Origin of the sequence: Marinobacter flavimaris, from assembly GCF_002933295.1 — a bacterium.
Classification (GTDB): Bacteria; Pseudomonadota; Gammaproteobacteria; order Pseudomonadales; family Oleiphilaceae; genus Marinobacter; species Marinobacter flavimaris.
The window spans coordinates 306,728-329,270 of sequence record NZ_PSSW01000004.1 but is presented as its reverse complement, the minus strand read 5'-3'; the positions used below and the strand labels follow the sequence as shown (position 1 = coordinate 329,270).

At 58.3% G+C, this 22,543-nt stretch carries 22 protein-coding genes; 5 read left to right on the top strand and 17 right to left on the bottom strand.

The annotated features are described in order from the left end of the window. Positions 1-3: 3 nt before the first annotated feature. Positions 4-777: an imidazole glycerol phosphate synthase subunit HisF gene (gene hisF, locus MDHKLMBL_RS10020; RefSeq protein ID WP_008169318.1), complete on the top strand. Its 774-nt coding sequence runs from the start codon at positions 4-6 to the stop codon at positions 775-777. On the opposite strand, the gene MDHKLMBL_RS10015 is transcribed toward hisF, so the two are convergent. The 4 genes from MDHKLMBL_RS10015 to gpmM all read right to left on the bottom strand — a co-directional run bounded on the left by MDHKLMBL_RS10015 (position 774) and on the right by gpmM (position 5,791). After that, a complete protein-coding gene (locus MDHKLMBL_RS10015) occupies positions 774-1,589 on the bottom strand; it encodes a divergent polysaccharide deacetylase family protein (RefSeq protein ID WP_008169319.1) in 816 nt (271 codons plus the stop codon). The two genes, hisF and MDHKLMBL_RS10015, sit on opposite strands and share 4 nt — an antisense overlap. Continuing rightward, positions 1,586-2,992 carry a S41 family peptidase gene (locus tag MDHKLMBL_RS10010; protein ID WP_008169320.1) on the bottom strand — a complete coding sequence of 469 codons (1,407 nt, stop codon included), beginning with the start codon at positions 2,990-2,992 and terminating at the stop codon, positions 1,586-1,588. The genes MDHKLMBL_RS10015 and MDHKLMBL_RS10010 overlap by 4 nt, the downstream gene beginning before the upstream one ends. 97 nt (positions 2,993-3,089) lie before the next feature. Next, positions 3,090-4,223: a murein hydrolase activator EnvC family protein gene (locus MDHKLMBL_RS10005; RefSeq protein WP_008169321.1), complete on the bottom strand. Its 1,134-nt coding sequence runs from the start codon at positions 4,221-4,223 to the stop codon at positions 3,090-3,092. A gap of 20 nt (positions 4,224-4,243) precedes the next feature. After that, positions 4,244-5,791, bottom strand: a complete 1,548-nt coding sequence (gpmM, locus tag MDHKLMBL_RS10000; protein ID WP_104270736.1) for a 2,3-bisphosphoglycerate-independent phosphoglycerate mutase — start codon at positions 5,789-5,791, stop codon at positions 4,244-4,246. Positions 5,792-5,938: 147 nt separating this feature from the next. Between gpmM and MDHKLMBL_RS09995 the strand changes: the two genes are divergently transcribed. Together MDHKLMBL_RS09995 and secB are read left to right on the top strand one after the other, a co-directional pair. Beyond that, positions 5,939-6,355: a rhodanese-like domain-containing protein gene (locus MDHKLMBL_RS09995; RefSeq protein ID WP_008169323.1), complete on the top strand. Its 417-nt coding sequence runs from the start codon at positions 5,939-5,941 to the stop codon at positions 6,353-6,355. A 144-nt stretch (positions 6,356-6,499) separates the two neighbouring features. Further along, positions 6,500-7,003, top strand: coding sequence for a protein-export chaperone SecB (gene secB / locus MDHKLMBL_RS09990; RefSeq protein ID WP_008169324.1), 504 nt, complete (start codon positions 6,500-6,502; stop codon positions 7,001-7,003). A gap of 49 nt (positions 7,004-7,052) precedes the next feature. On the opposite strand, the gene trmL is transcribed toward secB, so the two are convergent. The 5 genes from trmL to traF all read right to left on the bottom strand — a co-directional run bounded on the left by trmL (position 7,053) and on the right by traF (position 12,181). Then, a complete protein-coding gene (gene trmL, locus MDHKLMBL_RS09985) occupies positions 7,053-7,517 on the bottom strand; it encodes a tRNA (uridine(34)/cytosine(34)/5-carboxymethylaminomethyluridine(34)-2'-O)-methyltransferase TrmL (RefSeq protein WP_008169325.1) in 465 nt (154 codons plus the stop codon). A gap of 5 nt (positions 7,518-7,522) precedes the next feature. Further along, positions 7,523-8,701 carry an acetyl-CoA C-acetyltransferase gene (locus MDHKLMBL_RS09980; protein ID WP_008169326.1) on the bottom strand — a complete coding sequence of 393 codons (1,179 nt, stop codon included), beginning with the start codon at positions 8,699-8,701 and terminating at the stop codon, positions 7,523-7,525. 125 nt (positions 8,702-8,826) lie between these two features. Then, positions 8,827-9,573, bottom strand: a complete 747-nt coding sequence (locus MDHKLMBL_RS09975) for a pteridine reductase (protein ID WP_008169327.1) — start codon at positions 9,571-9,573, stop codon at positions 8,827-8,829. A 9-nt stretch (positions 9,574-9,582) separates the two neighbouring features. Beyond that, positions 9,583-10,704 carry a tRNA nucleotidyltransferase/poly(A) polymerase-related protein gene (locus MDHKLMBL_RS09970; protein WP_104270735.1) on the bottom strand — a complete coding sequence of 374 codons (1,122 nt, stop codon included), beginning with the start codon at positions 10,702-10,704 and terminating at the stop codon, positions 9,583-9,585. A gap of 175 nt (positions 10,705-10,879) precedes the next feature. Next, positions 10,880-12,181 (bottom strand): conjugal transfer protein TraF, encoded by a 1,302-nt coding sequence (traF, locus tag MDHKLMBL_RS09965; protein ID WP_008169329.1) that lies wholly within the window; start codon positions 12,179-12,181, stop codon positions 10,880-10,882. A 248-nt stretch (positions 12,182-12,429) separates the two neighbouring features. On the opposite strand from traF, the gene MDHKLMBL_RS09960 reads away from it, so the two are divergent. Further along, a complete protein-coding gene (locus MDHKLMBL_RS09960; RefSeq protein WP_104270734.1) occupies positions 12,430-12,978 on the top strand; it encodes an LPP20 family lipoprotein in 549 nt (182 codons plus the stop codon). 36 nt (positions 12,979-13,014) lie between these two features. Then, positions 13,015-14,220 (top strand): flagellar assembly protein T N-terminal domain-containing protein, encoded by a 1,206-nt coding sequence (locus tag MDHKLMBL_RS09955; protein ID WP_014578231.1) that lies wholly within the window; start codon positions 13,015-13,017, stop codon positions 14,218-14,220. A gap of 12 nt (positions 14,221-14,232) precedes the next feature. On the opposite strand, the gene MDHKLMBL_RS09950 is transcribed toward MDHKLMBL_RS09955, so the two are convergent. The 8 genes from MDHKLMBL_RS09950 to trhP form a co-directional block, all read right to left on the bottom strand. Then, positions 14,233-14,703 (bottom strand): SufE family protein, encoded by a 471-nt coding sequence (locus MDHKLMBL_RS09950; RefSeq protein WP_008169334.1) that lies wholly within the window; start codon positions 14,701-14,703, stop codon positions 14,233-14,235. After that, positions 14,704-15,246, bottom strand: coding sequence for a putative Fe-S cluster assembly protein SufT (gene sufT / locus MDHKLMBL_RS09945; RefSeq protein ID WP_008169336.1), 543 nt, complete (start codon positions 15,244-15,246; stop codon positions 14,704-14,706). A 39-nt stretch (positions 15,247-15,285) separates the two neighbouring features. Then, positions 15,286-15,639 (bottom strand): HesB/IscA family protein, encoded by a 354-nt coding sequence (locus MDHKLMBL_RS09940; protein WP_008169339.1) that lies wholly within the window; start codon positions 15,637-15,639, stop codon positions 15,286-15,288. 13 nt (positions 15,640-15,652) lie between these two features. Next, complete coding sequence (locus MDHKLMBL_RS09935) at positions 15,653-16,906, bottom strand: aminotransferase class V-fold PLP-dependent enzyme (protein WP_008169340.1); 1,254 nt, start codon at positions 16,904-16,906, stop codon at positions 15,653-15,655. Between the two features lie 6 nt (positions 16,907-16,912). Next, positions 16,913-18,199 carry a Fe-S cluster assembly protein SufD gene (sufD, locus tag MDHKLMBL_RS09930; protein WP_008169342.1) on the bottom strand — a complete coding sequence of 429 codons (1,287 nt, stop codon included), beginning with the start codon at positions 18,197-18,199 and terminating at the stop codon, positions 16,913-16,915. A 12-nt stretch (positions 18,200-18,211) separates the two neighbouring features. Then, the gene (sufC, locus tag MDHKLMBL_RS09925; RefSeq protein WP_008169344.1) at positions 18,212-18,985 is read right to left on the bottom strand and encodes a Fe-S cluster assembly ATPase SufC; all 774 of its coding nucleotides are present in this window, start codon (positions 18,983-18,985) and stop codon (positions 18,212-18,214) included. A gap of 195 nt (positions 18,986-19,180) precedes the next feature. Continuing rightward, positions 19,181-20,629: a Fe-S cluster assembly protein SufB gene (gene sufB / locus MDHKLMBL_RS09920; protein WP_008169346.1), complete on the bottom strand. Its 1,449-nt coding sequence runs from the start codon at positions 20,627-20,629 to the stop codon at positions 19,181-19,183. Between the two features lie 507 nt (positions 20,630-21,136). Next, entirely contained in the window at positions 21,137-22,456 is a 1,320-nt protein-coding gene (gene trhP, locus MDHKLMBL_RS09915) for a prephenate-dependent tRNA uridine(34) hydroxylase TrhP (RefSeq protein WP_104270733.1), read from the bottom strand. Positions 22,457-22,543 lie beyond the last annotated feature (87 nt).

Here is a 22,543-nt window from a genome sequence, read left to right as displayed (position 1 = left end):
CTTATGGCTCTGGCGAAACGCATCATTCCCTGCCTCGATGTCGATAAAGGCCGCGTGGTGAAGGGCGTCAATTTCGTTGATATCCGCGATGCCGGCGACCCGGTGGAAGTGGCCCGTCGTTACAATGAGCAGGGTGCCGATGAAATCACCTTCCTCGACATCACGGCCAGCCATGAGAGCCGTGACACCACCTACGAGACCGTTGAACGAATGGCGGCGGAAGTCTTCATTCCGCTGACTGTCGGCGGTGGTGTGCGTACCGTGGATGACATACGCAAGCTCCTGAATGCCGGCGCAGACAAGGTGTCGATCAATACCGCAGCCGTGTTCAACCCGGAGTTTGTCCGGGAAGCGGCGGACCGCTTTGGCAGCCAGTGCATCGTGGTGGCCATTGATGCCAAGCGGGTGAGTGAACAGGGCGAGGAGCCCCGGTGGGAAATCTTTACCCACGGTGGCCGCAAGCCCACAGGGCTGGATGCCGTGGAATGGGCCCGCAAGATGGTGGAAATGGGCGCTGGTGAGTTACTGCTGACCAGCATGGACCGGGACGGCACCAAGATCGGATTTGATCTCGGGCTGACCAAAGCCATCAGCGATGCTGTGATTGTGCCGGTGATTGCCTCAGGCGGTGTCGGAGAGCTGCAGCACCTGGCTGATGGCGTGACTCAGGGCGGTGCCGATGCGGTATTGGCGGCGTCAATCTTTCACTTCGGACAGCACACCATTCCTGAAGCGAAGGCCTTCATGAAGGCTCAGGGCATAGAAGTCCGCGATTAATCCTTCTTTGCAAAAGCAGGTCGAATGGCCTGCTTTTCTCCTTCCGCAAACATCTCCCGATTGCCGTTGCGCATGGCCCAAAGGCCGCTGACCGTGGCAATGGCGATGCCTTGCTCATCCAGTTTGGGTAGGTGCTTCTCCAGGTAATCCACGGTGACTTTGTGAGGATGGCCAATGCCGATGGCGCTACCGTTTTCTTTGGCGCGCTTGATCAGCAGTTTGAACTGGCGGTCCACAAACTCTTCGGTCTGTTCGTGGTCGAGAAACACGTCCCGGGTCATGGTCGGAATGCGGTACGCCGCTGCGACATCACCGGCCACGGATGAGGCGATGGTGCGGCTGTCGATAAAGTACACGGGGTAGCGGAACAGCTCTTTCATGACCCAGTCCATGGGCTGCAGCTGCTGGGTCAGCAGGCTGCCCATGTGGTTGTTCACGCCCTGGACATGGGGAATCGACTGCAAGGCACGGCGAAGGGTGGTCACCATGCTCTGTTCGTCCATCTCGGGGGTCAGGCCGCCCGGGCCCAGGCCATAGTTGCGGGTGTTGGCCATGGGGGCGTGCAGCATGATTTCCTTGTGCTGCTTATAGGCGAGCCGGGCCAGGCTGTCCGTGTGTGGACGGTACGGTAGAAAAGCCAGCGTGAGCGGCTGATCCAGGTTTGCCAGTCGCTCACCTTCAACAAGGCTGTGGCCCATGTCATCAATAATGATGGCAATGGTGGGCGGCAGTGCTTTTCGGGCCGGCTCCGCGGACACCGTGCCGGCGGTAAAACAGAATGCTACGGCCAGCAGAGTACTGACTACTCTCACTGATCGCTTCCTTCTGCCTTGGCGCTCTTGTTCGGGTTCAGAATCCTGATTCCCTTGAGCAGGTTCAGTGCCGAGCGTAGCTGATAATCCCGGTCGGCAAGAGAACCGGTTGCGTTCTGGGCATCATCGTTTCCATCCTGGTCCTGCCCCTCGTTCTGCCCTTCAAGGTGCCCGCTCAGATCCGCTTCGGTGAAGAACGGCTTGCTGTCGAGCTCCTTGAGTTCCGCCGGCCGTACTTCAATATCGGGTTTGATGCCGGTGGCCTGGATGGAGCGGCCATCCGGTGTGTAATAGCGCGCGGTAGTCATCTTGATGGCGTGGGTCTCATCCAGCGGAATGACCGTCTGGACGCTGCCCTTGCCAAAGGACTTTGTGCCCATCACCACAGCGCGCTCATGGTCCTGAAGCGCGCCGGCGAGGATTTCTGAAGCAGAGGCGGAGCCGCCGTTGATCAGCACGACAATAGGCGTGCCTTCCATGATGTCGCCCGATCGCGCGCTGAAGCGCAGGCGGGAACTCTGGATGCGGCCCTCGGTGTAGACGATCAGTCCGTCATCAAGCAGGGCATCTGCGGTCTCTACGGCCGCCTGCAGCACCCCGCCCGGGTTGTTGCGCAGGTCGATAACAAGGCCGTCAAGATCGCGTCCGAGTTCGTCTTCCAGTCCGTTGAGGGCATCCTTGAACTGCGAGCCGGTATCCGCCTGGAACTGGGTAATGCGAACATAACCGTAACCATTTTCCAGCATTCGGGATTTCACGCTGGTGACCTTGATAACGTCCCGTTCCACTTCGATTTCGATGGGAGCGCTTTCCCCCTCACGCATAATGGTGAGCGTCAGGATCGAGCCGGGTTTGCCCCGCATTAGCTGGACAGCCTCTTCAAGGCTCATGCCTTTAACCGGTTTTTCATCCAGCTTGATGATCAGGTCCCCCGCCTGAACCCCTGCCTTCTGCGCTGGCGTGTCGTCGATGGGGGCAATCACTTTCACAAAGCCGTTTTCCATGCCCACTTCAATGCCCAGCCCGCCGAACTCGCCGGAGGTGCTCTCTTCGAGCTCTTCGTAGTCCTTGGGTGCCAGGTAGGTGGAGTGAGGATCGAGGTCTGACAGCATGCCTTTAATGGCGCTTTCGAGGAGTTTGCGATCGCTTACTTCCTCGACGTACGCATCTTTGATGCGGCTGAATACCTCGGTGAACTTGCGGAGGTCTTCCAGTGGCAGCTGCTTCTCCGGATCCGGCAGGCTTATTTCCACGCGTTCGCCGTTCTGGATGCCTTCCAGCAGCTGCTCGGTGGCGGCGTCTTTATCCTGGGCCCAGGCCAGTCCGGAAGCGGTTGCGAAACAGGTAGCGAGAGCAATGCTGCGTAATGGCAAGGCGTGGAGTGTACTTCTGACCCGTTTCATTCACATATCCCGTTTTTATTCCGATAGTTGGACTGGTTTCCCTGACTCCGAACAGTATGGCGTTACCTGCGGCGTTTGTCAGCCCTCCCGGGGGCTCTCAGTTTGCCAGCCATCGGCCAGGGTTGTCGGGTTTACCATTGTGCCGGACTTCAAAGTAGAGCGCCGGGGAATCTGTGCCGCCGGTACGGCCCGCCTGGGCAATGGGTTCGCCGGCAGCCACCCAGTCGCCTGGGCTGGTAAACAAGCTGCTGCTGTGGCCGTACAGGGTCATGTAGCCGTCGCCGTGGTCGATGATGGTGATCAGGCCAAAGCCCCGAAGCCAGTTGGCAAACACCACCCGGCCATAGTGTATGGCACGGATCTCCGCTTCGTCCCCGGTTCCGATCAGCAGGCCGTTGCGACGGAGTTTGCCGTCGGCATAGCGCTCTCCGTAGCGGCTCAGGACCTGTCCCTTTACGGGCCAGGGCAGTTTGTTACGTAATGAGGCGAAGGGCTGGGATTCATTGGGTGAGGGGATGTTGTTGATCGCCTGCTGCACTTCCGCCAGCAGGTTTTCAAGCCGTTTGCGGTCGGATTCCAGTTCTTCCCGCTCGCTGCGCCGGTTCTGGATGTCGGCATTGAGGGCGGCCAGTGTCTGTTGGCGCTCCTTTCTCGATGCCGTCAGTTCCTGCTGGCGTTTAGCGACGTTTTCCTCAGTTCTGGCCAGTTCAACCCGGGTTGATTGCACGGCAGCCTGTGTGCTTCTGAGTTCTTGCAGGCTTTGTCTGAACGCCTCCAGGCGGTCGACTGTGTCCTTGCTAAGGTATTCGTAGTAGGTCATGGTCCGGGCGATCTTGTCCGGATCAATTTCGTTAAGCAGTACCTTTACGGCTGGCGCATCGCCTTCCATCCAGGCGGCGCGGATCTGCTTCTTGAGACTGTCCCGCTGGCGGTCAAGGGTTCGGGTGAGCTCCTGCGCCTCGCTTTCCAGTTCACGGAGCCTCTGCTGCTGCTGTTCGGCCTGCTGGCGCAGAGAGCGGCGTTCACGGGTCAGGCGGCTGATATTCTTTTCGGTCGCGGCAAGTTGCCGCTCCAGGGAGGAGCGGTCCTCTTCGGCGTCCTCCAGCCAATCGTCGATGTCCTCAATGCGTTCCTTGAGTTCCTCGATCTGAGCCGGGGTTACATCCTGTTGGGCTGTAGCCGGCGCTGCGCCCAGAAGGAGGGCGAGCGCCAGAATCGCGTGGAGTTGCAAGGGTTGGTTCCGTTCCCGGATCAGCCGATCTCAACCAGGCTGTGCCCGGTCATTTCCTTCGGTTGCTCCATTCCCATCAGGGCTAGGAGAGAGGGCGCAACGTCGCTCAGGCTGCCGTCGTTCTTCAACACAACTTTGCGGTGGCCGGTGTATACCAGTGGCACCGGGCCGATGGTGTGGGCAGTGTGAACCTGGCCTGAATTCGGATCGGTCATCTGTTCGCAGTTGCCGTGGTCAGCCGTGATCAGAGCTTCGCCGCCTACCTCATCCAGGGCCTCGACAACGCGTTTCACGCATTCGTCCAGGCATTCGGCCGCCTTGATTGCAGCGTCCAGCTTGCCGGTGTGACCAACCATGTCGCCGTTGGCATAATTGCAAACAACCAGATCGTACTTGCCGCTCTTGATCGCTTCCACCAGCTTGTCGGTTACCTCTGGTGCGCTCATTTCGGGCTGCAGATCGTAGGTCGCCACCTTGGGGGAGGGCACAAGAATGCGCTCTTCACCGTTGAACGGTGTTTCCAGGCCGCCATTGAAAAAGAAGGTTACGTGGGCGTATTTCTCTGTTTCGGCGATGCGCAACTGGGTCTTGCCCTGCTTCGCCATGTATTCGCCAAGGCCATTGGTAAGCTGTTCGGGCGGGTAGGCGCAGGAAGTTTTGATGTCCGCCGCATACTCGGTCAGCATCACGAAGTCGGCCAGTTCGGGGTGCTTCTTGCGCTCGAATCCGTCGAAGTCCTTCTCCACAAAGGTGCGGGTCATTTCCCGGGCACGGTCGGCACGGAAATTCATGAACAGCACCGTGTCACCATCGTTGATCGTTCCCTCGGGCTCGCCCGGAGCGTGGATCCGGGTTGGCGTTACAAACTCGTCGTTTTCCCCGCGCTCATAAGCCTGTTCCAGCCCGGATACCGGATCGGCCGCAGTGAACTCCGCGGTGCCCTGGGTCATCAGGTTGTAGGCCGCTTCCACGCGGTCCCAGCGGTTGTCGCGATCCATGGCATAGTAGCGGCCCACGATCGAGGCAACGCGGCCGACGCCGAGGCTCTTCAATTTGGCCGCGGCCTTCTCCAGGGATGGTTTTGCGCTGCGGGGCGGCATGTCACGGCCATCGAGGAAGGCGTGGATGTAAACTTCCTTCGCGCCACGTGCGGCGGCAAGTTCGGCAGCGGCAATAATGTGGTCTTCGTGGCTGTGTACACCACCGGGCGACATCAGACCCATGAGATGAACGGCTCGGCCGCTTTGGACAGCCTTGTCGATCGCTGAGCAGAGCACTTCGTTCTGCTGGAAAGTGCCTTCTTCCAGATCTTTGTCGATACGAGTAAGGCTTTGATAGACCACGCGCCCTGCGCCCAGGTTCATGTGGCCAACTTCCGAGTTACCCATTTGCCCTTGCGGCAGCCCAACAAACATACCCGATGTATTGATCAGGGTTTTGGGCTGGTTTTGCCAGAGTTTGTCCCAGAACGGGGTGCTGGCATTGCTGATGGCATTGTCTTCAGCCGGGTCGCGATGGCCCCAGCCGTCCAGGATAATCAGTGCAGTCGGCTTGCGCATTGCAGTCATCATTAAGTCCGGAAGTAAAATGTTAGTAAATTTACTAAAACGAAAACGAAGTTTATCTATTTTCGCATTTACTGGCCACTTTCGTCACCTTCTGTCCGGGGAGCAGGCTGTGTATAATCCCGCCAAACTCATTATCAGGGTAAATTCATGGACCGGTTGTTTGAATTTGTCGTTAACCACTACATTCTTGTGTCGCTGTTCGTGGCATTCCTGGTTGCCATTCTCATTCTGGAGTCCCGTCGTGGCGGTGCCAAGATCTCGGCCCAGGGTGCGGTCAATCTGATCAACAAGGATGAAGCCGTTGTAGTCGACATCCGGGACCGCAAGGAGTTTGGTGAGGGCCGCATTACCGGCTCGATCAACATTCCCCTGAACAGCCTGAAGAGCCGGGTTGGTGAGCTGAGCAAGTTCAAGGACAAACAGATCATCGTTGCCGACAAGATGGGCCAGCATTCTGCCATGGCGGTTAAACAGCTGAACGCGGAAGGCTTCAGCAATGTGGTTCGCCTGAACGGCGGCGTTGCCGACTGGAAAGCCAGCAATCTTCCGCTGGTGAAGAAATAGAGCGGCCCTTGATCTGAAGATCATTCTGCCGCACTGTTTCACATAAGCCGGCCCGGCGCCAACGTAAAATGTCCCGGCAGCACACTTCATAACATCCCATAACAGCGGGCCCCGAGCCCATGATCGAGAACGAAAGGATTGAAAATGGCTGAGAATCAGCAAGCCGCAGCAGGCAGTGACAACCAGAACCAACCCCAGTTTGCCCTTCAGCGCATCTATGTGAAGGACCTGTCTTTTGAGTCACCCAACTCTCCGCTGGTATTTCAGGAGCAGTGGAAGCCGCAGGTGAATCTGGATCTGAATACGTCTCACAACAAGGTCAGCGACAACCAGTACGAGGTTGTGCTTTCCCTGACCGTCACCGCGAAAGTGGGTGAGAAGGTAGCTTACATCGTCGAGATCCAGCAGGGCGGCGTGTTCCTGGTGCAGGGCATCGAAGGCCAGCAGCTGGGCCAGATGCTGGGCGCCTACTGCCCGACCATCCTGTTCCCGTATGCGCGCGAAGCGATCGACGGTATTGTGAGCAAGGGCAGCTTCCCGGCCCTGATGCTGGCGCCGGTGAACTTCGACGCCATCTATGCCCAGGCGCTCAAGCGCAAGCAGGAAGAAGCTGCTGGCGAGGCAAGCGAAGAGCAGCAGACTCACTGATCCGAACCACTGTGATCAGATATAAAAAAACCGGCTCAGGCCGGTTTTTTTATGTCGCTCCGTTAAACCCCAGCTGCCGCCAGGCCTCGTAAACCGCCAGGGCTGCGGTATTGGAGAGATTCAGGCTGCGGCTATGCGGTTGCATGGGAACCCGCAGGCGATGCTCAGGCAGCAACCCCTCGCGGACATCAGCGGGAAGGCCGCGGGTTTCCGGGCCGAACATCAGGTAGTCGCCATCCTGGTAGCTCACTTCGTGGTAATGGGCGCTGCCTTTGGTGGTGAACCCGAACAGGCGTCCGGGTTGCTCGCTGGCCAGGAAGTCCTGGTAACTCTTGTGGATCCTGACCGTTGCGTACTCGCTGTAATCCAGCCCGGCCCGCCGCATCTGTTTGTCTTCCAGGTTAAAACCCAGCGGTTCAATCAGATGCAGCTGGCAACCGGTGTTGGCGCAGAGCCGGATGATGTTGCCGGTGTTCGGCGGTATCTCCGGCTCGTACAGCACAACGTGGAGCATGAAGCTTAGCGCTCGACGGCCAGGGCAACGCCCATGCCGCCACCGATGCACAGTGTGGCCAGGCCCTTGTGAACATCGCGGCGAACCATTTCATGCAGCAGGGAGACCAGAATGCGGCAGCCGGATGCGCCGATGGGGTGGCCCAGGGCAATGGCGCCGCCGTTCACGTTAACCTTGCCGGTGTCCCAGCCCATGTCGCGATTTACAGAAATAGCCTGGGCTGCGAAGGCTTCGTTGGCTTCCACCAGGTCCAGATCTTCCGTGCTCCAGCCGGCAAGCTTCAGACACCGCTGGCTGGCCGGGATCGGGCCGGTGCCCATAATCGTCGGGTCCACGCCTGCGTTGGCGTAGGCCTTGATGGTGGCGATCGGAGTCAGCCCCAGTTCTTTCGCTTTCTCGGCACTGCAGACCATCACGGCTGCGGCGCCATCGTTGAGGGATGAGGCGTTGCCGGCGGTAACGGTGCCGTCTTTCTTGAAGGCCGCACGGAGTTTGCCAAGCCCCTCGGCAGTGACGCCGTCGCGGGGGCCTTCATCGCGGTCAACGACAATCGGGTCGCCCTTACGCTGGGGAATGGAGACCGGAACAATCTGCCCATCGAAATAGCCGGCTTCGCGAGCGGCGGCGGCCTTCTGCTGGGACGCCGCTGCAAACTCGTCCTGCTCGTCCCGGCTGATGCCGTATTTCTCGACGATGTTCTCGGCCGTGATGCCCATGTGGTAATCGTTGAAGGCGTCCCACAGGCCGTCCTTGATCATGGTATCCACCATGGACCAGTTGCCCATCCGCTGGCCATTCCGGCTGTTGGGCAGCACATGGGGCGCCTGGCTCATGCTCTCCTGGCCACCGGCGATCATCATCTCGGCGTCGCCACAGCGGATGGCCTGTACCGCCATGTGAACCGCTTTCAGCCCTGAGCCGCAGACCTTGTTGATGGTCATGGCGGGCACCGACGCTGGAATGCCGGCGTTAATGGCAGACTGGCGAGCCGGGTTCTGGCCAACACCGGCGGTAAGAACCTGACCCAGTACCACCTCGTTGATCTGGTCACCGGCAACGCCGGTTTCTTCCATTAGTGCCTTGATGACGGCGGTTCCCAGCTGGTCTGCGCTCAGGCTGGAAAGACCTCCGCCAAAGGTTCCGATAGCAGTACGGCGGGCGGCAACAATAACGACATCACGCATGGGAATTCTCCGGATCAGTGGCGCGCGCGGGATTGGGGCCGGCGCGAACAGGATTGAAAACTGCTGGCATTGTATCCGGAAAGCGGTCACCGGCCAAAGATCAGGTCCGTCATGCGCGGGTTGTACTACATGTTCAGGCTTCGGCCGCCATCAACAGAGACGATTTGCCCGGTGATAAAGGGCGCATCGCAGATCAGGAACGCAATGGTTTCGGAAATATCGTCAGGGTTGCCGGTGCGGGCCAGTGGCGTCTTCTGAAGGATTGCCTGTTGGGCGGATTGATCCATCTCGGCTTCGCCCTCTGGCCAGAGGATTGCGCCTGGCGATACGCCGTTCACGCGCACGTCCGGCGCCAGGTCTTTTGCCCAGGAGCGCGTCAGGGCAGCCAGGCCGGCCTTGGTGGCGCAGTACAGCGGGTGATCATCGATAGGCCTTTCACTGTAAATATCGATCAGATTTACGACGCTGCCGCGGTTTCGCCGAAGTTCGGCCAGGCATCCCTGAAGCAGGAAAAATGGGGCCCGTAGGTTGGTGTTCAGGATTGTGTTCCAGTCGTCTTCGGTGGCGTCTGCGGTCGGGGTGGGGTAGAAGACCGATGCATTGTTCACCAGTGCGTCCAGTCGGCCCCACTGTGCGATGGCGTCACTGGCCAGCCGGTCCACTCCAGTTAACTGGCTCAAATCCGCCTGCAGGGCGCAGGCGGAGTCGGGCCGTTGGCGGTTCATCTGCGCAATCAGTGAGTTCGCCTGCTCTTCCCGGGTCCGGTAGTGAATCACCAGGTTCCACCCTCTTTCGTGAAGTGTCCGGGCAGTCTGTGCGCCAAGACGGTGGGCTGCGCCGGTGATCAGGGCAACAGGCGTTGTGGACGGCATGGTGCCTCCTCAGTGGTTGGTCGGGGCGACGGCGTCGCCGATGCGTTTCAGGCGTTCAGTCCGGATTGCGCTGCCCAGTTCCTTGCCTTTATACCCTTGCGCCAGGAGGGTTCTCGGCTCAACGCCGGTCGCCGCTTCCGAGGCGGTTCGCAGCAGGTCCAGTGTGAGGGAATCGCCCGGCAAGGCGCACTCGAGCACCTTCGTGAGTTGCGAAAAACGTTCCGGGCGGCGCCAGACGTCCGCCTGGTCGAGCAGGTCCAGAAGCGTTTCGGCTTCCGGGCTTTGCGCATCAATGTCCCGGATCTGGGGTGTGAAGGCAGTAACCAGTCGCGCCAGATTCTGACAGTCATTGGGTGCCTTCAGGGCTTTGCCCCTGTCCTTTGCAACAGGGGCATCCAGGGGGGAGAGCAGGGCCGCAAAACGCTCCTCCGTCTCGGCGTGCAAGCGGCGGTGGACGCAGCCAAGTGCCGCCATCGCGAGTTGAAAGACTTTTTCCGAAGCTAATTCCGGAATAAGAACCTCAAGGGCGCCGCAGTCACGAAGAACTTCGAAAAAGGCCTCGGGCGCCTGTTCATGCAGCGCCCGCTGGAATTCTTGCCAGACCCGTTCGGGCACCAGGTGGTCTACTTCTCCGCTATCCACCATGCGCTTCATCAGGGCCATGGTCTGGTCGCACACGGAAAATCCCAGCGGGTGAAAGCGGGCTGCGAACCGGGCTGTGCGAAGAATTCTCAGGGGGTCCTCGGCGAAGGCCTCCGAGACATGCCGAAGCTTGCGATCTTCAATATCTCTGCGGCCTTCAAAGGGGTCGACCAGATCGCCGTTTTCAGCTTTTGCCATCGCATTGATGGTCAGGTCCCGGCGCTTCAAATCCTGCTCAAGGGTGACGTCGGGCGCGCTGTAAACAGTGAAGCCGTGGTAGCCGCGCCCCTGTTTCCGCTCGGTGCGAGCCAGGGCATATTCTTCCCGGGTTCGGGGATGCAGAAATACCGGGAAGTCCGCGCCCACCTGCTTGAAGCCGTTGGCTAGCATTTCCTTTGGAGTTGCGCCGACCACCACCCAATCCCGGTCCTTGACCTCAAGGCCGAGTAATTCGTCACGAACGGCACCGCCAACCAGATAGGCCTGCATGAAATCGCTGATTCCTTTCGGGAGTGTGTCGGTGGATTATCCGGTTCCCGGGCAGGGCAGGCAAACCTGTGACGCATGAGGGCCATAAAAAAGCCCGCCCGGATTGCCCGGGCGGGCTTTGATTGGAGCTTGGGGTCAGATGAAATCTTCATCTGACCCCACTTTCAGCTTTCCATCAGAACGCGGTGCCAAGCTCCAGGGCGGCACCGGCATCTGCATCGCTGTACAGGGCGCCGATATCGAGGCGGACGCCGACAATGTTCAGTCCGAGACCTGCCGTGAACTGGGTTTTCTCTTCAATGCCGTCGTTGTCATCGTTGCTGGCCAGGTTGTGGCGAACACCCACCCGCAACTGGGCGTAACGGAAGGCGTCGAATTCGGCGCCAAGGGCTGCCCACTGGGTGTCGTCCTCAAAGCCAAAGGCTTCCTTTTTGGTCAGGTCCACTTCCGCGGTGATAACGTGGTATTCGCTCTTGTGCGCGATGCCCGCTGTAACCATCGGGTCCAGCTTTAATGTGCGAACTTCCTCTCCGAGCAAAGGCCGGCTCGCAGCGGAGTCGAGCTCCATGGGGATCAGGTTTTTAACGACAATTCCGGTGTTCCACTGGTTGGAATCACCAAAGCTGTAGGCTGCGCCCACGTCGAGGTTGAAGCCGCTCTTTTCAGTCTGATACTGGTCATCGTCGAATTCGTCATCTTCGAAACCGGAAACCGCTTCCGTGTACTGGAAGGTGCGCAGCTCCACGTATTTCGGCGACAGGCCAAGCTGGAAGCTGTTGCCATCCTGTAGCTCAAAAGCCCGTGCGAAGCTGATGCCCACTTCCCCGACGGCGGATGCCAGTATTTTTCCTTGTGATGTCAGGTTCAGGGTGCCATTCGTACTGATCTGGTCGACGGCATTCTGAACGTCCTGGGCCGTTGCTGCAGTGGCAATCGCATTCAGTGCGGTAATATCCTGATCGGACACGTCACCACGAACGGTTGCTGTCAGGTTTGCATTGGTAAACACGCCGACAGCCAGAGATTGTCCCGGCACAGCCAGGCCCAGCCCTAGACCGGCGTTCACTCGCATGGTGTCCCTGTCGAATTCGGTCAAACGGTCGCTGAGATCGGCGGCGCCGTCCTGAATACTTTGTGGGTCGTCGGTATTGGGATCAAAACCGGAAACCAGCGATTCAAGATCAGTGATTACATCCTGGATATCATCCACCTGGTCAACTGTTTCTTCCTCATCCGCTGCGCGAGCATTCACCGAGGGCAGCATCAACCCAAAATCATCGTTCCAGCTGTGGTGATCGGAGGCCATCATCGCTGGGTTATCCATCGGCGCTGATGATGGTGTTGCTACAGCGACGCCAGTGCCACCCATGGCAAAAGAGCGGGCAGACATAAACGACTGCGGGCTGGCCAGTGCAGAACTGGTGGCAATGGAAAGACCAATAGCCAGAGAAAGTTTGGTCAGGCGATATCCGGTCATGAAGAATCCTGTCAGGTAAAAAGGCAAAATAGATGTTACGTACCTGAAAGGGTAAGGCAGAACCTTATCCAGCTCATGACGCATGGGGTAACGGTTTGTTTTTGATGTGTAAACAGAGGCAGTTTTTTGCCGCATAGGGATTGCAAAACAATACGGTTGGGAGTTGTTGATCGGAATATCAGGCAGTTAGAAAAACTGGCGTAGTTTTTTCATGGGAAACCGGAAATGACGTTTTCTGGAGACACGCAATGAACCTTCGCTGGATACTTATGCCTCTGCTGGCAACAACGGTGGCTGCTTGTGCGCCGGTTGGCAGTTATCAGGGGGATAACGGCAACCAGTCCCGCCAGGATACGATGCTGGAGCCAATTACTGTGCGGGTGAGCGGTCTGGGGACCTATGAGGATGTTGCGGCCGACCGTTCAAATATCCGCAAACGTCTGATGGCCCGGCGGGCTTCCCAGCTGGACGCCTACCGGAATCTCGTTGAACGGGTCTACGGTACTGTCATGTACGGCAGTTCCACCGTTAATGATTTTGTGCTGCGCAACGACACCTTCAGAACCTATGTGGACAGCTACATTCGCGGCGCGAAGTTGGTCGCGGTCAACGAGCACAGCGACGGTGTCTTCGAAACGGTGATGGAACTGAAGCTCGAGCCACGTTTCCGGGCCTGTGTGGCCAAGGTTGCTGATGATCAGGTGCAGGATCTCTGCCCGATTCCCATGCCGCAGGAAAATGACAGCGTGGGCGATGTGCAGAGCAAAGGCGTGGATTCCCTGTATTACCTTGATTGATCGAGAGTATAGAGAGTGTAGGGAGTATCGAGAATTATGAAACGCTTGCTGTCACTGGCTGTGCTCGGAGCTCTGGCGCTCTTCGTGGTTTCTGCCGCCCATGCGGTGGTTCTGGAAGGCGTGGGCCATGCCAATATCCACAATGGCAACCTGGAAGCCGCCCGGGCTGAGGCCCGCAAGGCCGCAATCCGGGACCTTTCCCTGCAGTATGAAGCCAGGGTTAGCACGCACGACACCATGAAAAACGGCGTGATCACTGAGTCACGGATGGATCTGGCGTCAAGCGCCAGAGCCCGGAATGTGCGGGTAATTGATGAGTACCAGAGTGGCAATCTGTTGCGGGTGATTGTCCGGGGCGATATCAGCGAGAGTCGCAGCCAGTGTGGATCTGGAGATTCCGGACGCCTGAAAAAGCGCGTCGCAGTGACCGGGTTTCCTGTCCTGTATCCGGACCAGGCCAGAGTCGGGCGGATTGATGACGCCGGCGAAATCTTGCCGCAACAACTCCAGCAGCGTTTGGTGGCTCAGGGCGGATTGCAGGTCTTTGGTGCGACAACCTCACGGATGTTCACGGATCTGCTGAACGCGCCTACGGTACAACAGGGCGACAATCGATTGACCAATGTACTGGAACTGGCCCGTGAAATGGGCGTTCAGTTCGTAGTGACAGGCGTTATCCGGGATCTTGGCGTTGCGGATCCGTCAGCGTGGGGCACCTCCGTGCTGGATAAAATGCAGCGGGGCATCGGGGCGGTAGATCAACGGCGCCGGTTTGCGGCTGATCTCGTTATCTTCGACGGCTTCAGTGGCGCGCCGGTCTATCGTCAGAGATTTGAAGCCGCGGCCGATTGGGATGCCGGGCCTGGCAGTTCAGCAGGGTTCGGCTCTGCCGGCTTCCAGAAAACCGCCTACGGTCAGGCTGTCGAGGATGTTATCGCAGACATGGCGATGGCAGTAACGGATGCATTGGCGTGTCAGCCCTTCATGACCAGAATTGCGCGGGTAGACGACTTTTCTGTAACGCTGGAATCCGGGGCTACAGCAGGCCTCAGGCCGGGTGATGAGTTGAAGATCTATCGCAGCAAGCGCTACCTGGAATCACCAGATGACTCACCAGAATTGCAGGACAGCGACTTGTCAGTGACGCTCGAAAAAGTTCAGCCGCATTTTAGCCGGGGTACCATGCCGCAACTGGGCGGCATCGTGAATATCCAGAGAGATGATATAGCGATTATCTGGTAGGGCTGACGGGCATCAATTGCTGGCGTTGGCCACCTCGGCGGCCGCAATGTCGCGGATCTTGCCAACCATCGCCCTGAGCCCGTTGCCGCGGGTCGGGGAAATGTGCCGGAACAGGTCCAGCTGCTCGAATAACTCATCAATGTCCGTGGCCAGCAGGTCCCTCGGGGTTTTGCCGTTAAGGGCGACCAGGATGATGGCAGCCAGTCCACGAACAATCATGGCGTCGGAGTCAATCAACAGGTACAGCCGGCCACTGTCTTCATCGTAATGATGAATCAGCCAGACCTGGCTCTGGCAGCCATGAACATAGTTTTCTTCAACCCGGGATTCCTCGGGAAACGCAGGAAGCTGCTTGCCCAGATCAATGATAAAAGCGTAGCGCTCTTCCCAGTCGTCCAGCAGCTCGAAGCCATCGAGAACGTCATCCAGGGTGGTGTCTTTACCCAAGGGGTTGTTCAGAAAGTCCTGTTCACTGGCAGTCATTTACAGCATTCCCAGTTCGAGTTTGGCTTCGTCGGTGAGCATTTCGTTGCTCCAGGGCGGATCGAAGGTCAGTTCAACGGTCACCTTGTCCACATTGGGCACATGCTCGAGCTTGGTTTTCACATCTTCGGTTATCACCGGGCCCATGCCGCAGCCGGCGGCAGTCAGCGTCATCAGCACGTACACATGGTTGCCGTCTTCGGTGCCATTTTCAATCCTGCACTCGTAAATCAGGCCCAGATCCACTACGTTCACCGGAATTTCCGGATCGTAGCAGTTCTGCATGGCTTCCCAGACCTGGTTTTCGTTGACGGTGCCGTCTTCCGGGGTTTCAAAGCTGCTTTCCAGGGGTTTCTTGCCGAGCGCGTCGGCATTGTGGCCTTCAATCCGGGCAAGGTTACCGTTAACAGCGACCGTAAAGGTGCCACCCAGCGACTGCGTGATGGTCACAAAGGTGTCCGACGGAATCATGATTTCGGTTCCGGAAGGAACAAGGCGGGCTTCCACCTCGCGTTTGGTCAGGACCACTTCCCGTTCTTGCATGCCTGTTCGGGCCTCGCTCTTTTCAATCTTTATATCGGATTACGCGACGGTAAAACTCTCGCCGCAACCGCACTCTGCGGTGGCGTTCGGATTGCGGAACTGGAACATGGAGTTCACGCCCTCCGTCACAAAATCGATCTCGATGCCGTTCACCAGCGGCAGATGCTCTTCTTTCACGAAAACATCGACGCCATCAATGTGAAACACCTTGTCGTCGGCGGCGGTGTCTTCCACCCATTGGGTTTCGTATTTGAAGCCGGAGCAGCCACTTTTCTTGATGGCCAGCCGAATGCCCTTGGCGTCCGGCTTTTTCTCCAGCTGTTTGCGCACGTGCTTGACCGCGCTGGGCGTCATGGTGACGGCGACGGTCGGGGTGAAGACTTCGGCTGTCATAATTCCACCTCCATCAGGCAAACAGACGCTGGACTTTCTGCAGGGCGGTAAACAATGTATCCACCTCGTCCAGAGTGTTGTAGAACGCGAATGAAGCCCTGGCTGTACCGGGAACTCCATAGAAATCCATCAGCGGCATGGCGCAATGGTGACCCGTGCGGATTGCGATTCCCTGCTGATCCAGCAGCGTGCCTATATCACTGGGGTGCAGGCCGGCAATTTTAAAGGATATAACCGGCACTTTGTTTTTTGCCGTACCGATAATCTCCATGCCGGGTACGGTTTCCACCAGCTGGTTGGCCCGCTCAAGGAGGCCGGTCTCGGCCGCTTCCATGGCGGAACGATCCAGGCCGTTCAGGTAGTCGATGGCGGCTCCCAGTCCGACTGCCTCGGCAATGGCCGGGGTGCCTGCCTCGAATTTGTAGGGCAGGGTATTCCAGGTGGTTCGCTCAAAGGACACTCGTTCGATCATCTCGCCACCGCCCTGGTAGGGAGGCATTTCCTCCAGCAACTGGGCCTTACCGTAAAGCACACCAATACCTGTGGGGCCAAACAGCTTGTGCGATGAGAACACGTAAAAGTCGCAGCCCAGTGCCTGAACGTCCGGCTGGTAATGAGGTACCGCCTGGGCCCCGTCCACCAGGGTGATGATGCCGTGGGCCTTGGCCTGTTCAATCAGGGCCGCCACCGGGTTCACCGTGCCAAGAACGTTGGAAACGTGGGTGATTGCCAGCACCCGGGTCTTCTCATTGAGCAGGCTGGTGAAGGACTCAAGGTCCAGCTCGCCTTCCGGTGTCACCTGAACAGGCACCACTTTCGCACCCGTGCGCTCGGCAATCATCTGCCAGGGCACGATGTTGGCGTGGTGTTCCATGTGGCTCACCAGGATCTCGTCGCCAGCCTTCAGGCGCGGGGCGAGGCCGTTGGCAACCAGGTTGATGGCCTCGGTCGTGCCGCGGGTCCAGATAATTTCCCGGGTGCTTTCGGCGTTCAGGAAGTTTCGAACTGTCTCGCGGGCACCCTCGAAGGCGGAGGTCGCACGGTCTCCCAGCGTATGGGCGCCCCGATGGACGTTGGAGTGCATCTCACGGTAATACCGATCCATGGCATCCAGCACAGCCTCCGGCTTCTGGGCCGACGCACCGTTGTCCAGATACACCAGGGGCTTTCCGTTTACCTGCTGAGACAGGATCGGGAAATCCCGGCGAATCGCGTCCACGTCGAAGGTGGTGCGCTTGGCGGTGCTTGCCACGGACAGATCGGTCATAACCGGTTACGCCTCCTGAAATGTCTGTTCGAAGAAGTGGTTCAGACGGCCCTGGACCGTCTCCCGCACTGCTTCAACCGGAATCTGCTCGACCAGCTCGTTGATAAAGGCCATTGTGAGCAGAACGTTCGCCTGACGCCGGCCGATTCCCCGTGAAACCAGGTAAAACAGCGAGATTTCGTCAAGCTGGCCGATGGTCGCGCCATGGGCACATTTCACGTCATCGGCATAGATTTCCAGTTCCGGCTTGGTGTCAATCTCTGCCCCGTTGGACAGCAGCAGGTTCTTGTTGTTCATATCCGCATTGGACTTCTGGGCGTCCTGATGGATATGAATCCGGCCATTGAACACGGCGTGGGACTGGTCCGCTGCGATATTGCGATAGGTTTCTTCGCTGTTGCAGTGGGCAGCCACGTGCTCGATGGTGGTGTGGTTGTCGTAGTGCTGTTTGCCCTGGGTAACAACTACCCCGTTGAGCTTGCACTCAGCGCCCTCTCCTTCAAGCCGGACCTGCAGATCATGACGGCGCAGGGGGCCACCAAACCCAACGGTATGGCTTTCAAACCGCGAGCTGCGCTGTTGCAGGACGCCGGTGGAGCCAATGTGCTGGACGTTCTCACCTTCCATGTTCAGGCGAATGCTGGTGATGTTGGCGCCGTCGGCCACATTGAATTCAGTGACGGTATTGACCATAACCTGGGCCGAGCCGCTGGAGATGTACTCCTCCACGAGCGTAATCTGGCTATGGCGGCCGGCATCCACGAAAATGCGCGGGAAAGCCGAACCGCTGGCCTCGGCCGTTACCTCGTGCACAATGAACAGCGGCTGGTCGAGCACTGCGTCCGGCTTCAGGCGAATCAGCAGGCCGTCTTCAAAACGGGCTGAATTCAGCCGGGCCATCTGAACCGCCTTGTTGTCCAGGGTGCTGTCCAGGCGGTCCGCCAGATCGCTGGCTTCCTCATCGCTCAGATCGCCGAAGCTCTTGATGCTGATGCCGTCCAGATCCGGATATTCGCAGGCCTCTGGCATCATTACACCGTTAAGGAATGCAACCTTGTAGCCGGGCACTGCCAGGCCGCTGCCGGTCTTGCCATCCGCCGGCAGGGAGATGGCCATGTCGTCGGTCAGCTTCAGGTACTTGCTGGAGTACTTCCAGTTTTCGGTTTTCCTGGTCGGCAAGGGCATGTCGACCAGAGCGGTTCCACGCTGCTTGCGCAGGGCGAGCAGGGGCTCCGGCAGGGACTGCCCGGCCGGGTGCAGGAACGCGGTGGAAAGAGTGGGTGCTGGTTTCATTCCGCGACCTCCTTAGTTGGCTGAACTGTCGGCAGTTTCTTCATCCTTGATGCCCAGCCAGCCGTAGCCGCGTTCTTCCAGCTCCAGCGCCAGCTCGCGGCCACCGGATTTGATGATCTTGCCGCCCGCCAGAACGTGCACGTAGTCCGGCACAATGTGGTTCAGCAGACGCTGGTAGTGGGTCACCATCAGGATGGCGCGGTCTTCCGCGCGCAGAGCATTCACGCCGTCAGAAACAACCTTCAGGGCGTCGATATCGAGCCCGGAGTCGGTCTCGTCGAGAATCGCCAGCTTCGGCTGCAGCAGCAGGGCCTGCATGATCTCATTACGCTTCTTCTCACCACCGGAGAAGCCTTCGTTGACGCCCCGCTTCAGGAACGCCGGATCCAGATCCACCTGCTTGGAAATTTCTTTGGCGAGCTTCATGAACTCGGCCGCGTTCATCTCGTCCTGGCCTTTGTGCTGGCGCATGGCGTTCACGGCGGTGCGCAGGAACTGCAGGTTGCTCACCCCGGGGATCTCCACCGGGTACTGGAACGCCAGGAAAATGCCTTCGCGGGCACGCTCTTCGGTTTCAAGTTCCAGCAGGTTGTCGCCGTTCAGGGTGATTTCACCCTCGGTAACTTCAAATGCTTCGTTGCCTGCCAGCACCTGCGACAGGGTGCTCTTACCAGAGCCGTTGGGGCCCATGATGGCGTGAACTTCCCCGGCCTTGATTTCCAGGTTGATGCCCTTGAGGATTTCTTTGCCCTCAACGGATGCGTGCAGGTTCTTGATGCTCAGCATTTGTAGCGTCTCTCTCATTTAACCGTCTGAATTCTGTTGCCTGCCCCTAACTGGGCGGAGTCAGCCATCGGGCAGGCCCTTCCGGGATACGCTGTAAATACATCCCTGTACGCTCGACGAAATCATCCCTGATTTCGACGATCCCGGAAGGGCCTGCACGACGGCTTCTGCGATACTTTTGTGCTTGCCGTCCTGTTAACCAACGGACCCTTCGAGGCTCACTTCAAGTAGTTTGCCGGCTTCGACAGCGAACTCCATGGGCAGCTCCTTGAACACTTCCTTACAGAAGCCGTTCACGATCATGGAGACCGCCTGTTCCGGGTCGATACCGCGTTGGCGGCAAAGGAACATCTGCTCGTCGCTGACCTTCGAGGTGGTTGCCTCGTGCTCTACGATGGCCGACTTGTTCTTGCTTTCGATGTAAGGGAACGTGTGGGCGCCGCAGCGGTCGCCGATCAGGAGCGAATCGCACTGGGTAAAGTTACGTGCACCTTCCGCCCCGGGGCCGAATTTCACCAGGCCGCGGTAAGCGTTGGAGCTCTTGCCGGCGGAAATACCCTTGGAGATGATTGTGCTGGAGGTGTTCTTGCCCAGGTGAATCATCTTGGTGCCGGTGTCGGCCTGCTGGTAGTTGTTGGTCAGTGCTACGGAATAGAACTCACCAACGCTGTTTTCGCCACGCAGGACACAGCTCGGATACTTCCAGGTGACCGCAGAGCCGGTTTCGACCTGGGTCCAGGAGATCTTGGAATTCTTGCCGATGGCGGCGCCACGCTTGGTGACAAAGTTGAAGATGCCGCCTTTGCCTTCTTCGTCGCCCGGGTACCAGTTCTGAACGGTGGAGTACTTGATCTGGGCGTCGTCCAGGGCCACCAGCTCAACAACCGCAGCGTGCAGCTGGTTCTCGTCCCGCATGGGCGCGGTGCAACCTTCGAGGTAGCTCACATAACTGCTGTCTTCGGCAATAATGAGAGTACGCTCGAATTGTCCGGTGTTGGCTGCGTTGATGCGGAAATAGGTGGACAGCTCCATGGGGCAGCGAACGCCCTTTGGTACATAGACAAAGGTACCGTCGGAGAAGACTGCGGAGTTCAGCCCGGCGAAGAAGTTGTCACCAGCAGGCACTACCGAGCCCAGGTATTTTTTGACCAGCTCCGGGTAATCCTGGATCGCCTCGGAGATGGAACAGAAAATAACGCCGGCCTTGGCCAGTGGCTCTTTGAACGTTGTTGCTACGGAAACCGAATCGAAGACGGCATCAACAGCCACGCCAGCCAGCTTTTCACGCTCGTGCAGGGGGATGCCCAGCTTTTCGTAGGTTTTCAGCAGTTCCGGATCCACTTCGTCCAGGCTCTGGGGCATGTCTTCCGGACGCTTGGGCGCGGAGTAATATGAAATCGAGTTGTAGTCGATTTTCGGATAGCCCACATGGGCCCAGTCCGGCTCGTCCATCTCGAGCCAGCGACGGTAGGCTTTCAGCCGCCACTCCAGCATCCATTCCGGTTCTTTCTTGAGGCCGGAAAGGCGGGCGATAACGTCTTCATTAAGGCCGGGTTCGAATGTGTCGGATTCAATGTCTGTTACAAATCCGTATTCGTATTCCCGTTTGATCAGCTCGTTCACCTCGGTGTCGGTGGTCGCCATGATCGTCGCTCCGTATTCTCTCATCGCGGGCTTGCGCCCTTGGTGTCGCCGGCAGCCTCATGAATGGGCTGTCGATCGGATGTCATCAGTTTGGGTGTTGCAGTGATCGCTCATCCTGTGAGTACGCCCTGCAATCGCTTTTTGGATGACGGATTTCCAAAGCTGATGCTGATAAATAAGCAGAAAAGCAGCTTGAATCCATCGCTTCTGGGCAGCGATTATACAATACCAGAGTAAAATAGTCAGGTATTAATTTGAACGTGGGGTGATTATACCTTAATCGGCCTTTGGGGCACTAAGGGGAGGGTGATCGGGCTGATAGCTTTTGCCTAGGAGACTTCTGGCTTGGGTGAAGCGTGCAGTACGGCGATCTTCTCCCAAAACACGCCGTGAACCCATCCGTGGGGGCTCCGTCTTGCCATCCTTGGCAAGACAGGGTTGTGGGAGAAGATCCCCGCCCTGCACGCCCTACCTTTTGCCATTCGCGACCAAGGTCTAAGTCCGGCTTTAAGACTGGTTGGAGAGGATTTTCGTCAGATAGCTGAAATCCAGAGATTCTGGCAAGCGCTCTGGCTTCGGAATCCGCACGATATGCCCGCTGCCCGGCGCATAGTCCATGGCCTGGCCGTTTCGGTTTTCCATGACATTAGCCGAGAACCGGATGTTGCCGGCCGGGCTGATCAGTTCCAGTTGGTCGCCGGGCGCGAATTTGTTTTTCACGTCTATGGTCAGCCACTGGTCATCCTTGCCGGTAATGGTACCAACCACCTGCTGGGTGCCAAGGAATGAGGAGCCCTGTTCGTAGGTCTGGTATTCCCGGGGCATATGGCGGCGGAGGAAGCCTTCGGTGTAGCCCCGGTTGGAAAGGGCTTCGAGTTCGTCCATCAGGTTCATGTCGAACGGCTTGCCCTGCATCGCCTCGTCGATGGCACGGCGGTAGACTTGGGTGGTGCGGGCCACGTAGTAGGTGCTCTTCGTGCGGCCTTCGATTTTCAGGGAATGAACGCCCATCTTTGCCAGTTCAGCGACGTGTTGAACGGCTCTCAAATCCTTTGAGTTCATGATGTAGGTGCCGTGCTCGTCTTCATAGGCGGGTATGAATCCGCCCGGGCGGTTGGGCTCTTCCAGCAGGATTTCTTTCGGTGCCACTTCCTGTACGTCGCCGCCGCCACAGGTGGCGATCAGGTCGCCGGTCTGGTCGTGGCCGTGCTGGACCTGTTTGTAGTTCCAGCGGCAGGCGTTGGTGCAGGCACCCTGGTTGGCGTCCCGGTGGTTCATGTAACCCGAGAGCAGGCAGCGGCCAGAATAAGCCATGCACAGGGCGCCGTGAACGAAGACTTCGAGCTCCATCTCCGGGACCCGTTCGCGGATCTCGCGAATTTCATTCAGGGCCAGTTCACGGGAGAGGATGACCCGGCTGATTCCCTGGCGCCGCCAGAACTCTACCGTGGCCCAGTTCACCGCGTTGGCCTGTACTGAAAGATGGATGGGTTGGTCTGGCCATTTTTCCCGCACCAGCATGATCAGGCCGGGATCCGACATGATCAGCGCGTCGGGTTTTTGTTCCAGTACTGGCGCCAGATCTCTCAGATAGGACCGCACCTTGTCGTTGTGAGGTGCTATGTTGGAGACAAGGTAGAACTGTTTGCCCAGTTCGTGGGCCCGTTCAATGCCCGCGCCAAGCGCTGCAACGTCTTTGAAACTGTTGTTTCTTACTCTCAGCGAATAGCGCGGCTGGCCGGCGTAGACCGCATCGGCGCCATAGGCAAAGGCGGTTTCAAGGTGTTCGGGGGTGCCCGCGGGGGCGAGCAGTTCCGGGGTTTTCATAGTGGCTCCGGGCGATTCTGAAAACGGGGCATTCTGCCGTATGCCGTCGGCCGTTCCCTTGATCCTGCTCAAAGGTCTTATTGATTG

Excerpts from the sequence above, each read along its gene's own strand:
- hisF (WP_008169318.1), top strand. The coding sequence starts at position 4 with ATGGCTCTGGCGAAACGCATCATTCCCTGCCTCGATGTCGATAAAGGC.
- MDHKLMBL_RS10010 (WP_008169320.1), bottom strand. The coding sequence starts at position 2,992 with ATGAAACGGGTCAGAAGTACACTCCACGCCTTGCCATTACGCAGCATT.
- gpmM (WP_104270736.1), bottom strand. The coding sequence starts at position 5,791 with ATGACTGCAATGCGCAAGCCGACTGCACTGATTATCCTGGACGGCTGG.
- MDHKLMBL_RS09995 (WP_008169323.1), top strand. The coding sequence starts at position 5,939 with ATGGACCGGTTGTTTGAATTTGTCGTTAACCACTACATTCTTGTGTCG.
- secB (WP_008169324.1), top strand. The coding sequence starts at position 6,500 with ATGGCTGAGAATCAGCAAGCCGCAGCAGGCAGTGACAACCAGAACCAA.
- trmL (WP_008169325.1), bottom strand. The coding sequence starts at position 7,517 with ATGCTCCACGTTGTGCTGTACGAGCCGGAGATACCGCCGAACACCGGC.
- MDHKLMBL_RS09980 (WP_008169326.1), bottom strand. The coding sequence starts at position 8,701 with ATGCGTGATGTCGTTATTGTTGCCGCCCGCCGTACTGCTATCGGAACC.
- MDHKLMBL_RS09975 (WP_008169327.1), bottom strand. The coding sequence starts at position 9,573 with ATGCCGTCCACAACGCCTGTTGCCCTGATCACCGGCGCAGCCCACCGT.
- MDHKLMBL_RS09970 (WP_104270735.1), bottom strand. The coding sequence starts at position 10,704 with ATGCAGGCCTATCTGGTTGGCGGTGCCGTTCGTGACGAATTACTCGGC.
- traF (WP_008169329.1), bottom strand. The coding sequence starts at position 12,181 with ATGACCGGATATCGCCTGACCAAACTTTCTCTGGCTATTGGTCTTTCC.
- MDHKLMBL_RS09960 (WP_104270734.1), top strand. The coding sequence starts at position 12,430 with ATGAACCTTCGCTGGATACTTATGCCTCTGCTGGCAACAACGGTGGCT.
- MDHKLMBL_RS09955 (WP_014578231.1), top strand. The coding sequence starts at position 13,015 with ATGAAACGCTTGCTGTCACTGGCTGTGCTCGGAGCTCTGGCGCTCTTC.
- MDHKLMBL_RS09950 (WP_008169334.1), bottom strand. The coding sequence starts at position 14,703 with ATGACTGCCAGTGAACAGGACTTTCTGAACAACCCCTTGGGTAAAGAC.
- sufT (WP_008169336.1), bottom strand. The coding sequence starts at position 15,246 with ATGCAAGAACGGGAAGTGGTCCTGACCAAACGCGAGGTGGAAGCCCGC.
- MDHKLMBL_RS09940 (WP_008169339.1), bottom strand. The coding sequence starts at position 15,639 with ATGACAGCCGAAGTCTTCACCCCGACCGTCGCCGTCACCATGACGCCC.
- MDHKLMBL_RS09935 (WP_008169340.1), bottom strand. The coding sequence starts at position 16,906 with ATGACCGATCTGTCCGTGGCAAGCACCGCCAAGCGCACCACCTTCGAC.
- sufD (WP_008169342.1), bottom strand. The coding sequence starts at position 18,199 with ATGAAACCAGCACCCACTCTTTCCACCGCGTTCCTGCACCCGGCCGGG.
- sufC (WP_008169344.1), bottom strand. The coding sequence starts at position 18,985 with ATGCTGAGCATCAAGAACCTGCACGCATCCGTTGAGGGCAAAGAAATC.
- sufB (WP_008169346.1), bottom strand. The coding sequence starts at position 20,629 with ATGGCGACCACCGACACCGAGGTGAACGAGCTGATCAAACGGGAATAC.
- trhP (WP_104270733.1), bottom strand. The coding sequence starts at position 22,456 with ATGAAAACCCCGGAACTGCTCGCCCCCGCGGGCACCCCCGAACACCTT.